Annotated in this window: 11 protein-coding genes; 6 read left to right on the top strand and 5 right to left on the bottom strand. The window is 62.6% G+C overall.

The window, feature by feature from the left end:
- Nucleotides 1–11: 11 nt before the first annotated feature.
- Nucleotides 12–839, bottom strand: a complete 828-nt coding sequence (locus HPQ62_RS00885; protein WP_174800628.1) for an inositol monophosphatase family protein — start codon at nucleotides 837–839, stop codon at nucleotides 12–14.
- Nucleotides 840–1116: 277 nt separating this feature from the next.
- Between HPQ62_RS00885 and rpsD the strand changes: the two genes are divergently transcribed.
- The gene (gene rpsD / locus HPQ62_RS00880; protein WP_174800627.1) at nucleotides 1117–1734 is read left to right on the top strand and encodes a 30S ribosomal protein S4; all 618 of its coding nucleotides are present in this window, start codon (nucleotides 1117–1119) and stop codon (nucleotides 1732–1734) included.
- Between the two features lie 112 nt (nucleotides 1735–1846).
- Here the strand turns inward: rpsD and HPQ62_RS00875 are convergent, their stop codons facing one another.
- The 3 genes from HPQ62_RS00875 to HPQ62_RS00865 all read right to left on the bottom strand — a co-directional run bounded on the left by HPQ62_RS00875 (nucleotide 1847) and on the right by HPQ62_RS00865 (nucleotide 4949).
- Nucleotides 1847–2839 carry an MDR family oxidoreductase gene (locus HPQ62_RS00875; RefSeq protein ID WP_174800626.1) on the bottom strand — a complete coding sequence of 331 codons (993 nt, stop codon included), beginning with the start codon at nucleotides 2837–2839 and terminating at the stop codon, nucleotides 1847–1849.
- A 63-nt stretch (nucleotides 2840–2902) separates the two neighbouring features.
- Nucleotides 2903–3826, bottom strand: coding sequence for a pseudouridine-5'-phosphate glycosidase (locus HPQ62_RS00870; protein ID WP_174800625.1), 924 nt, complete (start codon nucleotides 3824–3826; stop codon nucleotides 2903–2905).
- A complete protein-coding gene (locus HPQ62_RS00865; RefSeq protein ID WP_174800624.1) occupies nucleotides 3819–4949 on the bottom strand; it encodes a carbohydrate kinase in 1131 nt (376 codons plus the stop codon). The genes HPQ62_RS00870 and HPQ62_RS00865 overlap by 8 nt, the downstream gene beginning before the upstream one ends.
- 273 nt (nucleotides 4950–5222) lie before the next feature.
- Between HPQ62_RS00865 and HPQ62_RS00860 the strand changes: the two genes are divergently transcribed.
- From HPQ62_RS00860 to HPQ62_RS00840, 5 genes are all read left to right on the top strand, one after another.
- Nucleotides 5223–6437 carry an NADP-dependent isocitrate dehydrogenase gene (locus tag HPQ62_RS00860; protein WP_174800623.1) on the top strand — a complete coding sequence of 405 codons (1215 nt, stop codon included), beginning with the start codon at nucleotides 5223–5225 and terminating at the stop codon, nucleotides 6435–6437.
- A 234-nt stretch (nucleotides 6438–6671) separates the two neighbouring features.
- On the top strand, nucleotides 6672–7685 hold the full coding sequence (locus HPQ62_RS00855) for a GAF domain-containing protein (protein ID WP_174800622.1): 1014 nt from the start codon (nucleotides 6672–6674) through the stop codon (nucleotides 7683–7685).
- 194 nt (nucleotides 7686–7879) lie between these two features.
- Complete coding sequence (adh, locus tag HPQ62_RS00850) at nucleotides 7880–9391, top strand: aldehyde dehydrogenase (protein ID WP_206678045.1); 1512 nt, start codon at nucleotides 7880–7882, stop codon at nucleotides 9389–9391.
- Nucleotides 9392–9470: 79 nt separating this feature from the next.
- Nucleotides 9471–9902 carry a DUF779 domain-containing protein gene (locus HPQ62_RS00845; RefSeq protein ID WP_174800620.1) on the top strand — a complete coding sequence of 144 codons (432 nt, stop codon included), beginning with the start codon at nucleotides 9471–9473 and terminating at the stop codon, nucleotides 9900–9902.
- Between the two features lie 148 nt (nucleotides 9903–10050).
- Complete coding sequence (locus HPQ62_RS00840) at nucleotides 10051–10668, top strand: glutathione S-transferase family protein (RefSeq protein WP_174800619.1); 618 nt, start codon at nucleotides 10051–10053, stop codon at nucleotides 10666–10668.
- Between the two features lie 183 nt (nucleotides 10669–10851).
- On the opposite strand, the gene metH is transcribed toward HPQ62_RS00840, so the two are convergent.
- Nucleotides 10852–14622, bottom strand: a complete 3771-nt coding sequence (metH, locus tag HPQ62_RS00835) for a methionine synthase (RefSeq protein WP_174800618.1) — start codon at nucleotides 14620–14622, stop codon at nucleotides 10852–10854.
- Nucleotides 14623–14871: the final 249 nt, after the last annotated feature.

Below are 14871 nucleotides of genomic sequence, written 5' to 3'. Positions count from 1 at the left end.
CGGGTTTGCCGTTACAGGACAAACACCTTGTCGTGCAGTTCCTGCCAGCTTTCCTTATCCGGCGCGCCCAGCAGGCCGCCGTCGAGATGGGCCGGCAGATAGGCCGAGCCGTCATAACGGGCGATATAGCCGCCGGCTTCCTGGCCGATCAGTACGCCGGCGAGATGATCCCACGGCATCAGCTTGAAATAGGTGAAGAAATGCGATCCGCCGGAGGCAAAGGCACGGTATTCGACGGCTGCCGCGCGGTAGCTTGCGGCATAGCGGACCTTTGCCATGTTGGCGAGCAGGACTGCGCGTTTTTCCTTCGGCATGAAGGCGACCGAGGCCGTGCCCAGCATCTCCTCGAGCGGCACGGGCGCTGCGACCTTCACCTTGCGAGATGCACCATCGGCGCGCTTCAGAAACGCGCCGCCGCCCTTTTCCGCCATCATGAAATCGTCGCCCATCGGATCGTAGATCAGGCCGGCGACGGTTTCGCCCTTGACCACCACGGCCGCCATCACGCCGAAAGCGGAAATGCCATGGGCAAAATTGAACGTGCCGTCGATCGGATCGACGACCACGGCGACATCGGCGTCCTTCAGCCCTGATAGAAGTGACGGGTCCGCGGCAACGCCCTCCTCCCCAATGAACAGCGCATCCGGCAGGATCTCGGCAATGCCCGCCTTGATCACCCGCTCTGCGCTGGTATCGGCCACCGTGACCAGATCGCTCGCCTCGGTCTTTTCTGCGACGTCATCATCGCCGAGCGCGCGGAAGCGCGGCAGGATTTCCTGTTTGGCAGCGTGGCGCATCAGCCCGGCGATGGCGTCGAGCGTTTCGGAGGTGATCGGCATGGTGAAAGATCCTGATTTGAAGAAGCGATGGAACGGTTTAAAGCATGGCGGACGGACAAGAGTCCACGCCGCAGACGTTGACTTTCGGGCAAAAGACGACTATCAGCGCGCCAACACTGATCTGATCGGTGTTTCTAACCGACATGTCCCGTGGTTTTCAGGGCGCTTTTTTCCACGAAAACCTGTCAGGTCCTTCGAAAGAAGGTGCCAAAGGAGGGCGTGTTTCCTTGGGCTCCCGGTTCGGCCGGTCCCGTGTTTATGAGATTAAGGAAATACGATGAGCAAGCGCGAATCGTCCAAGCATAAAATTGACCGCCGTATGGGCGAAAACATCTGGGGCCGTCCGAAGTCCCCGGTGAACCGTCGCGAATACGGCCCCGGCCAGCACGGTCAGCGCCGCAAGGGCAAGCTCTCCGACTTCGGCGTGCAGCTGCGCGCCAAGCAGAAGCTGAAGGGCTATTACGGCGAACTGCGCGAAAAGCAGTTCCTGGCGATCTTCGAAGAAGCCAACCGCCGCAAGGGCGACACCGGTGAAAACCTGGTGGGCCTGCTGGAAAGCCGCCTCGACGCGATCGTCTACCGCGCCAAGTTCGTACCGACGGTCTTTGCTGCCCGTCAGTTCGTCAACCACGGCCATGTCACCGTCAACGGCGTCAAGGTCAATGTTGGCTCGTACCGCTGCAAGGCCGGCGATGTCATCGCCATTCGCGAGCGCTCCAAGCAGCTCGCAAGCGTCATCGAAGCGACCCAGCTCGCAGAACGTGACGTTCCGGACTACATCGACGCCGACCACAACAAGATGACCGCCACTTTCGTACGGGTTCCGGCTCTCGCCGACATCCCCTACCCGGTCATCATGGAACCGAACCTCGTGGTCGAGTTCTACTCGCGTTAATTTTCGTCAACGCGACCGAAATCAGAAAGCCGCCCTCCGGGGCGGCTTTTTTTTGTGGCTCGGCGACAGGAAAATGGGAGGATGCCTGAGGGAGACGGGGAAAGATGCCGGTCTAGGCCACCTTCACGATCATCCGGCCGCGCACCCTGCCCGCCAGAATATCCTCTGCCGCCTGGGGCAAGCCCTCAAGGTCGATCTCGCCGGCGGTCACCAGATCGATGTGCTCGGGCTTCAGGGCCGTCTGCAGCAGCCGCCATGCGGCCTCGCGGCGGCGCGGCGGCGCGAAGACCGAATCGACGCCGATCAGCGTCACGGATCGCAGGATATGCGGCATCACGGTGGCAGGCAGGTCTGCGCCGCCTGCAAGACCGCATGCGGCCACCGCACCGTCGCGCATCGTCTGGGCAAGAACATTGGCAAGCGTGGTCGAGCCGACGCTGTCAACCGCGCCCATCCAGCGCTCCTCCTGAAGCGGTTTGGAGGGCGCGGAAAGCGATTTGCGGTCGATGAATTCCTTGGCGCCGAGCGCCTTGAGATAGTCGTGGGTTTCCGGCCTGCCCGTTGAGGCCGTGACATGGAAACCCAGTGCCGAGAGCAGCGCCACGGCATAGGAGCCGACGCCGCCGGCAGCGCCGGTTACCAGCACGCTGCCGCCATCCTGCGAAAGATTGCCCCAGGCGAGCAGCTGGTTGACGCAGAGCGCCGCCGTCACCCCTGCCGTGCCGATGGCCATTGCCTGCCGCTGGGTGAACCCTTCCGGCTGGCGCATCAGCCATTCGGGCTTCAGCCGCTGATAGGTGGAATAAGCGCCCCATTCGGTTTCGGAAAGCCCGTTCCCGGTCGCGATAACCCGGTCGCCGGGCTGGAAGGCAGGGCTTGCCGATTCCACCACCGTGCCGGCGGTATCGATCCCCGGCACCATCGGAAAGCGCCGGGCAATCCGTCCCTTGCCGGTCACCGACAGCCCGTCCTTGTAGTTCAGGCTGGAATAGTCGACGCGCACCAGCAAGGGCAGATCCGGCAGGTCGGCCCGGCTCAAGTCCGTCAGCACGGCAGCCGGGTTTTCCTTGTCACGGATCAGGAGTGCGGGAAAGGTCTCGGTCATGGCTGTCTCCTCGGATTGTTGTCCGGGAAGACTAGCGCCATGAAACCGAAACGCAATGCGGCTTCAGGCGGAAGCCTTGGCGCGTGCCGCAGCAATCCGAGCAGCAAGTGCCGCATTGTTGCGCACCAGCGCGATATTGGCCTTGAGGCTGCGGCCCTCGGACAGTTCATTGATGCGGGCAAGCAGGAAGGGCGTCAGCTCCTTGCGCCCGATGCCGCGCTCGGTTGCCTCGGCAACGGCGTCGTCGATGGTGCCGTCGATGAATTCGGGCGTCAGCGCATCGTCTTCCGGAACGGGGTTTGCGATCAGCATGCCTGTCCCGGTTTCGAGCGCATCATGCGCCAGCATGGTCGCCGCGATGTCCTCGGCGCTGTCGAGCCGGTGGTCGGCCTTGTAGCCGCTGGAACGGGTGAAGAAGGCCGGGAAGTCGTCGCTCTGATAGGCGATCACCGGCACGCGCTGGGTTTCGAGATATTCGAGCGTCTTGGCAATATCGAGGATCGACTTCACGCCGGCGCAGACGACGGCGACAGGCGTGCGGCCAAGCTCCGTGAGATCTGCGGAGATGTCGAAGGTCTGCTCGGCCCCGCGATGAACGCCGCCCACCCCGCCGGTCGCAAAGATCGAGATGCCGGCAAGGGCTGCGATCTTCATGGTCGCCGACACCGTGGTGCCTGCGGTCTGGCCCTTGACCATGGCAACCGCCAGATCGCGGCCCGAAGCCTTGACCACGCCCCTTTCAACCTTCGCCAGCCGCTCGATCACATCGCGCTCGAGGCCGGCATGGAGCTTGCCGTCGATCACGGCGATGGTGGCGGGCACGGCGCCGTTCTCGCGCACCACGGCCTCGACGCCGAGCGCGGTCTCGAGATTGGCGGGGTACGGCATGCCATGGGTGATGATGGTCGATTCCAGCGCCACCACCGGGCGGCTTGCGGCAAGCGCTTCGGACACCTCTTTGCCGAGGATGATTTCGATCTTACGCAACGGATTCTCCTTGTATTGGGTCGAGGCGATGAAGATGGGCCTCGATGAAGTGGGATGACATTTGCGGGTGGACGCTTGACGCGCTTTCCGTCGTCAGCGCCGCGCTCAGCGCGCCCCGCCGCACGGCTTCATGAAGCGCGCCACCGCCGAGATAGTGGTAGAGGGTTGCGGCAATCATGGCGTCACCGGCGCCGGTCATGTCGACCGGCTCGGCGGCAACGACAGGAACCGGCCGCGCGGTACCGCGCTCGGAAACGACAGCGCCCATGGTGCCGCATGTCAGAATCACGGCGCCCGCTCCAGCCTCAGACAAGGCCTGAGATGCAAGCGCCATTCCATTGATATCCCTGTCATATTCGACTCTAAGCCAGGCAGAGGCCTCGTCGAGATTCAGGAACAGGAGATCGATCCCGGCAAGGCTTGCGGGCAGTTTCCTGACCTTCGGCGTCGACACGGCGTCGATCGCGAGCTGGAACTTTCCGCCATTGCGGCGCTCGATCAGCGCGGTGAGCGTATCTGCCGGCAGATTGCAATCGGCAAACACCAGACGCGCCGCGGCGAGAGCTGGTGCGGCATTCACCAGCAGGTCCGGCGTCAACCGGTCGAAGATCGCCATGTCGGCAATGCCATAGGCGAGATCGCCGGAGGGTTCGAGAATGGCGGCATATTCTGCGGTGCGCTCGTCGGGCAAGGCATAGAGATGGGCGACATCGACACCCTTGCCCGCAAGATGGCGCTGAAGGTCCCGGCCGCTTTCATCCGCGCCGACCGCCGACACGAAGCCGACATTGGCGCCGAGTGCCGCAAGATTTTCGGCGACATTGCGGGCAACGCCGCCGAAGCTGCGCATGCCTTCCACCGGGTTGGAGGTGCCGGCAATCAGCGGCGCGCGGGCGAGATATTTGCGATCGATCACGGCGCCACCCACCACCACGATCCGGTCCTCGCCGGGAAGCAGATAGCCGCGACCGAGAATATGCCCCTTTTCCGTCAACCGTACGATATGGGCAGCGACGGCCGAACGCGACAGACCAAGCTGGTCTGCCATCTGCTGCTGTCCGGCGAACGGGTTCTCCCGGATCAGATCCAGCAGCGCGCGTTCGGGTTCACTCAGCTCGTGCATGTCAAAAACCTGCCTTCGGAAGAAGATATATTTTTAAAACCAACGCTTTGCGGACGATATTTAAATCTTCACGGCGCGACCGTCTTTTCATCACTATAACAGAAGTTATAGGAATAACAATTGTTACGGCATCCGGACCGCTTGGCGCGTGCCGGGCCGCGACTTTTCGCAAAGTTTCGGGCCCCGATGCCTTTTTTCCCCGCCACCGCAATGCTATAGCCCTCGGGAAACTATGGATACACAAGGCCTGTGGCCCTGAAGAGAGGAAAAAGCATGACGAAGATCAAGGTGGCTAATCCGGTTGTCGACCTCGACGGCGATGAAATGACGCGCATCATCTGGCAGTTCATCAAGGACAAGCTGATCCTGCCCTATCTCGATCTTCCGATCGAATATTACGACCTCTCGGTTCAGAACCGCGATGCCACCGACGACCAGGTGACCGTCGATGCTGCCAACGCCATCAAGAAGCACGGCGTCGGCATCAAGTGCGCGACCATCACGCCGGATGAGGCCCGCGTCGAGGAATTCTCGCTGAAGAAGATGTGGCGCTCGCCGAACGGCACGATCCGTAACATCCTCGGCGGCGTGATCTTCCGCGAGCCGATCATCATGCAGAACGTGCCGCGTCTGGTGCCCGGCTGGACCCAGCCGATCATCGTCGGCCGTCATGCCTTTGGCGACCAGTACCGCGCAACCGACTTCAAGTTCCCGGGCAAGGGCAAGCTCTCGATCAAGTTCGTCGGCGAAGACGGCAAGGAAATCGAGCATGAAGTGTTCGACGCCCCCTCCTCCGGCGTTGCCATGGCAATGTACAACCTCGACGATTCGATCCGCGATTTCGCCCGCGCCTCGCTGAACTACGCCCTGATGCGCGGCGTTCCCTGCTACCTTTCGACCAAGAACACCATTCTCAAGGCCTATGACGGCCGCTTCAAGGACATCTTCCAGGAAGTCTACGAGGCAGAGTTCAAGGCCGAGTACGACAAGAAGAAGATCTGGTACGAGCATCGCCTGATCGACGACATGGTCGCCTCCGCGCTGAAGTGGTCCGGCGGTTACGTCTGGGCCTGCAAGAACTATGACGGCGACGTGCAGTCCGACATCGTGGCACAGGGCTTCGGCTCGCTCGGCCTGATGACCTCGGTTCTGATGACGCCGGATGGCAAGACCGTTGAAGCCGAAGCCGCCCACGGCACGGTGACCCGCCACTACCGCCAGCACCAGAAGGGTCAGGAGACCTCGACCAACTCGATCGCCTCGATCTTCGCCTGGACCCGTGGCCTCGCCCATCGCGGCAAGCTGGACGACAATCAGGAGCTGATCAACTTCGCCGAAACGCTGGAAAAGGTCTGCGTCGACACGGTCGAAAGCGGCCACATGACCAAGGACCTGGCGCTGCTCATCGGCCCCGACCAGCCGTGGCTCTCGACCACCGCCTTCCTCGACAAGATCGACGAGAACCTGCAGAAGGCCATGGCCGCCTGAGGCCAGCACATTTTCTGAAGAATACCGAAACCCGGCCATCGCGCCGGGTTTCTGCTTTTCAGATACGCCTCACCCGGCGGGCACGAGCATCTCACCCCTGCAAAAGTCTGACGCAGAGACGCGCCAAACCGCCTTCACTCTTGCCGCATTTTGGATCACAATGTCGGCTGGAACCGCTGAGGGGATCCGACGAGACCCCGATGAGAGGCCGAACGGAAGCGGGAGGAGATACCGATGGCTTATGGTTCAAGGCCGGCGGAAAGCCGCGCCCATGCCGACATCGTGACTGCGACGGCGCTTTCTGCCAACGGCCCGGCGCGCTCGTCCGTTGCTGCGTCGTGGTGGCGCTCTCTGGTGCAGCACGGGCTTGACCCCGCCGGCGCAAGGCCCCGTCGCGCCGAAGCCCTGACGGATAGCGAGCTGAAGCGGCGCATCGAGGGCTCCGACCTGCTGATGCATGTCGGGCGCGCCCAGCTTGATCATCTCTACAAATGCGTCTCGCTGTCCGCCTGTGGCGTGTTTCTCAGCGATGCCGATGGCGTGGTGCTCGATGCCCGCTGGCGCAGCGGCGATCGCTTAAGCTTTGAAAGCTGGGGGCTGAGACCGGGCCAGAGCTGGTCGGAATCGGCCATGGGTACCAATGGCATCGGGACGTGCCTCGCAGAGGAACGCGCCCTGATCATTCACCGCGACGAGCATTTCCTAGACCGCAATATTTCGATGAGCTGCGTCGACGCCCCGATCTATGGCGCGGATGGCCGGCTGATCGGCGCGCTCGACATTTCGTCCGCCCGCAGCGACCAGACGGCGGCGGCAAATCAGATGATCGCCGCACTCGTCCGCCAGGCCGCGCGCCAGATCGAGGCGGATTGCTTCCGCCATGGCCATAGCGGCCAGCGCGTGGTCCTGGTCGATGACCATGAAGAGCGCGAGAGCCCGGGCACTGACGCGCTTGCCCTGATCGCCGTCGACGAGAACGATCTGGTGATCGGCGCCACCCGTGGCGCAAGGCTGGCTCTGGGGCTTGCCCCGTGCGGCGCTTTCTCGCCGATCCCGGCCGATGATCTTCTTTCGGGCGACACCGGCGAGACCGGGCTTGCCTCCGCCGAACGTGCGGCGATCCTCAAGGCGCTTGCCCGCCAGCATGGCAATGCCAGCCGCGCGGCACAGGATCTCGGTATCGGCAGGGCAACGCTCTACCGGCGCATGAAGCGACTCGGCGTCGCTGGCAAATTCGCGCAGAACTGAACGGCGGCCGTTCTTCGGTAGCACGGCACGAGGCTCTGCCCGAAATCCTCCTTTCATCCCGAAAACTGTCTCACCAGCGAGACAGTCACGCGCACCTGCCGCCTTGCAGCCGGTGACAAATCGCGCTCCCAGACCGAAACTCGGGCTCTCACCAATGTTCAGCACGATTTCTGGGAGGAAATGCCATGAACGAGATGACGAAACCCGAAGGTCTTCTGAAATCCCCCTTCAAGGACCGCTATGACAATTTCATCGGCGGCAAGTTCGTTGCACCGAAGAACGGCCGCTATTTCACCAATACGACGCCGATCACCGGCGCCGAGATCAATGAGATCGCCCGCTCCGACGCCGCCGATATCGAGCTGGCGCTCGATGCCGCGCACGCCGCCAAGGCGAAATGGGCCGCAACCTCGCCGACCGACCGCGCCCGCGCGCTTCTGAAGATCGCCGACACGATCGAGGCCAATCTTGCGCTGATCGCCACCTGCGAGACCTGGGACAACGGCAAGCCGATCCGCGAGACGATGAATGCCGACATTCCGCTCGCCGCCGACCATTTCCGCTACTTCGCCTCGGCGCTGCGCGCGCAGGAAGGCTCGATGAGCGAGATCGACAACGACACCGTCGCCTATCACTTCCACGAGCCGCTCGGCGTGGTCGGCCAGATCATTCCGTGGAACTTCCCGATCCTGATGGCCGCCTGGAAGCTGGCGCCAGCGATTGCCGCCGGCAACTGCGTGGTGCTGAAGCCCGCCGAGCAGACGCCAGCCTCGATCCTGGTGCTGGCGGAGCTGATCGCCGACATCCTGCCGCCCGGCGTGCTCAACATCGTCAACGGCTTCGGGCTGGAGGCCGGCAAGCCGCTGGCGCAGAGCTCGCGGATCTCCAAGATCGCCTTCACCGGCGAGACCACCACCGGCCGCCTGATCATGCAGTATGCCACCGAGAACCTCATTCCGGTGACGCTGGAGCTTGGCGGCAAATCGCCCAACATCTTCTTCAAGGATGTGATGCGCGAGGATGACGGCTATCTCGACAAGGCGGTCGAAGGCTTCGTGTTCTTCGCGCTCAACCAGGGAGAGGTCTGCACCTGCCCGAGCCGCGCTCTGATCCAGGAAGACATCTACGACGCCTTCATGGAACGCGCGATTGCCCGCACCAAGGCGATCATCCAGGGCGACCCACGCGCCGACAACACCATGATCGGCGCCCAGGCCTCGAGCGAGCAGAAGGAAAAGATCCTCAGCTACTTCGATATCGGACGCCAGGAGGGCGCCGAGGTGCTGCTCGGCGGTCAGGCAGCCGATCTCGGCGGCGAGCTTTCGAACGGCTACTATGTCCAGCCGACGATCCTCAAGGGCCACAACAAGATGCGCGTGTTCCAGGAGGAAATCTTCGGGCCGGTCGTCTCCGTCACCACCTTCAAGGACGAGGCGGAAGCCCTCGAAATCGCCAATGACACGCTCTATGGCCTCGGCGCCGGCGTGTGGTCGCGCGATGCCAACACCTGCTACCGCTTCGGCCGCCATATCCAGGCCGGACGCGTCTGGGTCAACAACTACCATGCCTATCCTGCCCATGCGGCCTTCGGCGGCTACAAGCAGTCCGGCATCGGGCGCGAGACCCACAAGATGATGCTTGACCACTACCAGCAGACCAAGAACCTTCTGGTCAGCTACTCGACGGACAAGGTCGGCTTCTTCTGAGCCTTCCAGGCGATCCTCCCGGGCGGCGGGTGGGGCCTCGGCTCTGCCCGCCTGCCTGTTTTCGGATATGGAGACGGATATGGAAAAGCAGGACATTCACTGCGTCACCGACGCCGACCTGCCCGCCGGCGCCGAGAGAGGCACCCGCGTGACCGCGACGCTTGCCGCGCGCGCATTGATCCGCGAGATCAGGGCCGACCACGGCGAGATCATGTTTCACCAGTCCGGCGGCTGCTGCGACGGCTCTTCGCCAATGTGCTACCCGAAGGAAGAATTCCACCTCGGCAACAGCGATGTGAAACTCGGCACTGTAGACGGCGCGGAAGTCTGGATATCCGGTCCGCAGTTCGCAGCATGGAAACACACCCAACTGATCCTCGATGTGGTCCCCGGCCGCGGCGGCATGTTCAGCCTCGACAATGGCCGCGAGAAACGGTTCCTGACGCGCTCGCGTGTTCTGAGCGAAGCGGAACAGGCAGAGCTTGAAGAGGCCGGGAGGCGCGAGGCGTGAATGCCGAAGGCCCGTGGCATCAATCGGCCGAATGCTGCTGCTATCTGCCAAGCCCTGGACAACACCCGGCCATCGTGCCGGGTTTCTCATTTCCATCTTGCATTCCCGTCAGAGATAACTGAGAACAGACTGAGAACGCAGGGAGCATATGATGAGCAGGATCACATTCTACACCAACCCGCAATCGCGCGGCCGGATCGCGCGGTGGATGCTGGAGGAAGCGGGGGCGGACTACGAAACCCGCATCCTGACCTATAACGGCACGATGAAGGACCCCGCCTATCTGGCCGTCAACCCGATGGGCAAGGTGCCGGCGATCGTCCATGAGGGCACGGTGGTAACGGAATGCGCGGCGATCTGCGCCTATCTCGCCGATGTCTTCCCGGAAGCGGGCCTTGCGCCGCCGCCGGTCGCGCGCGGCAACTATTACCGCTGGATGTTTTTCGCCGCAGGCCCCGTCGAGGCAGCGGTCACCAACAGATCGCTGGGCTTTGTGGTTCCCTCCGAGCGGGAACGCGCTGCCGGCTACGGCAATTTCGATCACGTGATGGACACGCTCGACGCATGGCTGTCGGAGCATCCCTACATCGCTGGCGACAGTTTCACCGCTGCGGACGTCTATGTCGGCGCACAGGTGATCTGGGGTCTGCAGTTCGGCTCATTCGACAAAAGAGCCTCTTTCGCGCCCTATGCAGAACGCCTGACCGCCCGCCCGGCCTATATCCGTGCGACGAAGCTCGACGACGAAGCGGCGGCAAACAGCTAACAAAGCCAAGTCCTCGCACCACCGTGATGCTCGGGCTTGTCCCGGGCATCTCAGCACGCATCCTTCCTTTAACGGAACCGATCAGATTGTTGCCGGGCCGCCGCAATTGGCTCCGTCCTCCTCGGGACAAGCCGAGGATGACGCCCGTGGAGGGAGAGATTTGCCAGCGACCCGACGCCGCCCTCAGGCGGCGTCGTCCACCGGTTTCGCATCTGCCGGAATGTAGTTGAGGATCGGGGAGAGCCAGCGTTCGGTCTCCTCGATGCTCATGCCCTTGCGCCGCGCATAGTCTTCCACCTGATCGCGCTCCACCTTCGCGACCCCGAAATAGTAGCTGTCGGGATGGCAGATATAGATGCCGGAGACGGACGAGCCCGGCCACATGGCATAGCTTTCCGTCAGTTCGACGCCGGTGGCGTTGGTCGCATCCAGCAGTTCGAACAGGGTCTTCTTCTCGGTGTGGTCCGGCTGGGCCGGATAGCCGGGCGCGGGCCTTATGCCGCCATAGGCTTCGCCGACCAGCTCGGCGTTGGAGAACGCCTCGTCCGGAGCGTAGCCCCAGTATTCGCGGCGCACCTGTTCGTGCATGCATTCGGCGAAGGCCTCGGCGAAGCGGTCGGCAAGCGCCTTGACCATGATCGAGGAATAATCGTCATTGGCGCGCTCGAAGCGCTCCGCGATCGCGATCTCCTCGAAACCGGCCGTGACCACGAAACCGCCGACATAATCCTTCCTGCCGCTCGACTCCGGCGCCACGAAATCGGACAGGGCCACATTCGGCCGGTCGCCACGCTTGGAAAGCTGCTGGCGGAGCGTGAAGAAGGTGGCGAGCTCTTCCGTCCGCGCCTCGTCCTTGTAGAGCCGGATATCGTCGCCGACGGCGTTTGCCGGCCAGAAGCCGATCACGGCCTGCGGACGAAACCATTTCTCGTCGATGATCTTCTTCAGCATCGCCTGCGCATCGGCAAACAGCTGGCGCGCGGTCTCGCCCTGCTTTTCGTCCTTCAGGATATCCGGATAGCGCCCCCTCAACTCCCAGGTCTGGAAGAACGGCGTCCAGTCGATGTAGCGGGCCAGCGACTCGAGGTCGTAATCCTCGAAGCTCTTTGTGCCCAGGAAAGACGGTCGCGTCGGCTCGTAGGCGTTCCAGTCGATCTTGACCGCATTGGCGCGGGCGGCCGGCAGCGGCAGCCGGTTCTTGGCCGCTTCCGCCTTGCGGTGGGCATCGGCGACCTTGGCATATTCCTCGCGGATATTGCCGATATAGCCGTCGCGCGCATCGGGTGCCAGAAGCGATGAGACGACGCCGACGGCGCGGCTTGCGTCCGTCACGTAGATCGCCTGCCCCTTCTCATAGGCCGGATGGATCTTGACCGCAGTGTGGACCCGGCTGGTGGTCGCGCCACCGATCAGCAGCGGAATATTGAAACCCTGACGCTCCATTTCGGCGGCGACATGGACCATTTCATCAAGCGAGGGCGTGATCAGGCCGGACAGCCCGATGATATCCGCCTTGTGCTCCTTGGCGGCCGCGAGGATCTTGTCCGACGGCACCATCACGCCGAGGTCGATGATCTCGTAATTGTTGCAGGCGAGCACGACGCCGACGATGTTCTTGCCGATGTCATGGACGTCGCCCTTGACGGTGGCCATGATCACCTTGCCGGCCGGCTGGCCCTGCTCGCCGCCGCTGAGGCGCTTTTCCTCTTCCATGTAGGGCAGCAGCACAGCCACGCCCTGCTTCATCACGCGGGCGGACTTCACCACCTGCGGCAGGAACATCTTGCCCGCGCCGAAGAGGTCGCCGACCACGTTCATGCCGGCCATCAGCGGACCTTCGATCACATGCAGAGGGCGCTCGGCGGCCAGGCGGGCCTCTTCCACATCGGCCTCGATATATTCGGTGATGCCGTTGACCAGCGCATGTTCGAGCCGCCTCTCGACCGGCCATTCGCGCCAAGCGAGATCCTGCTTGCGGGCTTCGGTCTTGCCCGTGCCGCGATAGCGCTCGGCAATGTCGAGCAAGCGCTCGGTCGCGTCCGAACGGCGGTTCAGCACCACGTCCTCACAGGCCTCGCGCAGTTCCGGATCGATGCTCTCGTAGACGATCAGCTGGCCGGCATTGACGATACCCATGTCCATGCCGACCTGAATGGCGTGGTAGAGGAACACCGCATGCATGGCCTGCCGCACCGGCTCGTTGCCGCGGAAGGAGAAGGAAAGGTTCGAAACGCCGCCCGAAATATGGGCGTAAGGCATCTGCTCGCGGATCGTCTTCGTGGCCTCGAGAAAGTCGACGCCGTAATTGTCATGCTCCTCGATGCCGGTGGCAACGGCAAAAATATTCGGATCAAAAACAATATCTTCCGGCGGAAAGCCAACCTTCTGCGTGAGGATATTGTAGGCGCGCGTGCAGATTTCCACCTTGCGCTCATAGGTATCGGCCTGGCCCTTCTCGTCAAACGCCATGACGACGGTCGCCGCGCCATAGTCGCGGATCAGCTGGGCGCGCTCGATGAACTGCTCCTCGCCTTCCTTGAGCGAGATCGAGTTCACCAGCGACTTGCCCTGCGCGCATTTGAGCCCCGCCTCGATGATCTCCCACTTCGAGGAGTCGATCATCAGCGGCACGCGGGCGATATCCGGCTCGGCGGCGATCAGGTTGAGATACTCGACCATCGCCTTCTGGGAATCGATCAGCCCCTCATCCATGTTGATGTCGATGATCTGCGCACCGGCCTCCACCTGATCGCGCGCCACATCAAGGGCCGCTGCATAATCGGCATTGGTGATCAGCTTGCGGAACTTGGCCGAGCCCGTGACATTGGTGCGCTCGCCGACATTGACGAAGGGAATGTCCTTGGTCAGCGTGAAAGGCTCGAGGCCCGACAGCGACATGACAGGGCGATGCTCCGGCACCTCGCGCGGGGCGAACGCGCTGACGACATCACGGATGGCAGCGATATGCTCCGGCGTAGAGCCGCAGCAGCCGCCGATGACGTTCACCAGCCCCTGCTCCGCAAACGGCCGGATCAGGGCGGCCATTTCGTCCGGATCCTGGTCATACTGGCCGAACTCGTTCGGCAGGCCTGCATTGGGATAGGCGCAGATGAAGGTATCGGCAACGCCCGACAGCTCCTGCAGATGCGGCAGCATGGCGTCGGCGCCGAGCGCGCAGTTGAGGCCGATGGTAAAGGCATCGGCATGCGACAGCGAATTCCAGAACGCCGTCGGCGTCTGACCCGACAGCGTGCGGCCGGAAAGATCGGTGATCGTGCCGGAAATCATCAGCGGCAGCTCTATGCCCTTTTCGCGGAACGCCTGACGGGCGGCAAAAACCGCGGCCTTGGCATTCAGCGTATCGAAGATGGTCTCGATCAGGATCAGATCGGAGCCGCCATCGATGAGTCCGTTGATCTGCTCCCGGTAGGCATCACGCAATTGATCAAAGGAAACAGCGCGATAACCGGGATTGTTGACGTCCGGCGAGATCGAGGCCGTGCGGTTTGTCGGCCCGACGGCGCCGGCGACGAACCGGCGGCGGCCATCTTCCTTCTCCGCCCTCAGCGCGGCGCGGCGGGCAACGCGCGCGCCATCGCGGTTGAGGTCGTAGACGATGTTCTCCATCTGGTAATCGGCCTGCGCAATCCGCGTGCCCGAAAACGTGTTGGTCTCGATGATGTCGGCACCGGCCATAGCATAGGCGAAGTGGATATCTTCGACGGCCTTCGGCTGCGACAGGATCAGCAGGTCGTTATTGCCCTTCTGGTGGCAGGCGCAGCCGATGAAGCGGTCGCCGCGGAAATGATCCTCGTCGAAGCCGAGCCCCTGGATCTGCGTGCCCATGGCGCCATCGAGGACCAGGATGCGCTCGCGCGCGGCCTTCTCCAGCGCGGCGCGGATTTCCTTGCCATTGCGCTTCGGTGCTTCTTCCCCGAACAGTTCATCGAACATAGACATCTCCAGACATTGAAGGCGTGGGATCACATAAAGATATATTTATGTCAATATATGGGGCGATAAATCAGCGTCTTCAGCCCCGGTGAACCCGTCGCACGCGTGTCGCATTCATTGCGCAGGATCAAGGACGATGCAAATCAGAATTGAGATGACACCTGTAGCGGGGTATATCTTGATCAACTGACAAAACCGTCAGTCCGCACGCATGAAAGGGCCGGTTCCGGTCGCTGCCCAAGGGAGGAT

This window comes from Martelella limonii, assembly GCF_013344475.1.
GTDB lineage: Bacteria > Pseudomonadota > Alphaproteobacteria > Rhizobiales > Rhizobiaceae > Martelella > Martelella limonii.
Note: the sequence above shows the minus strand (reverse complement) of the source record. Positions and strands in the feature narration are given on the sequence as shown.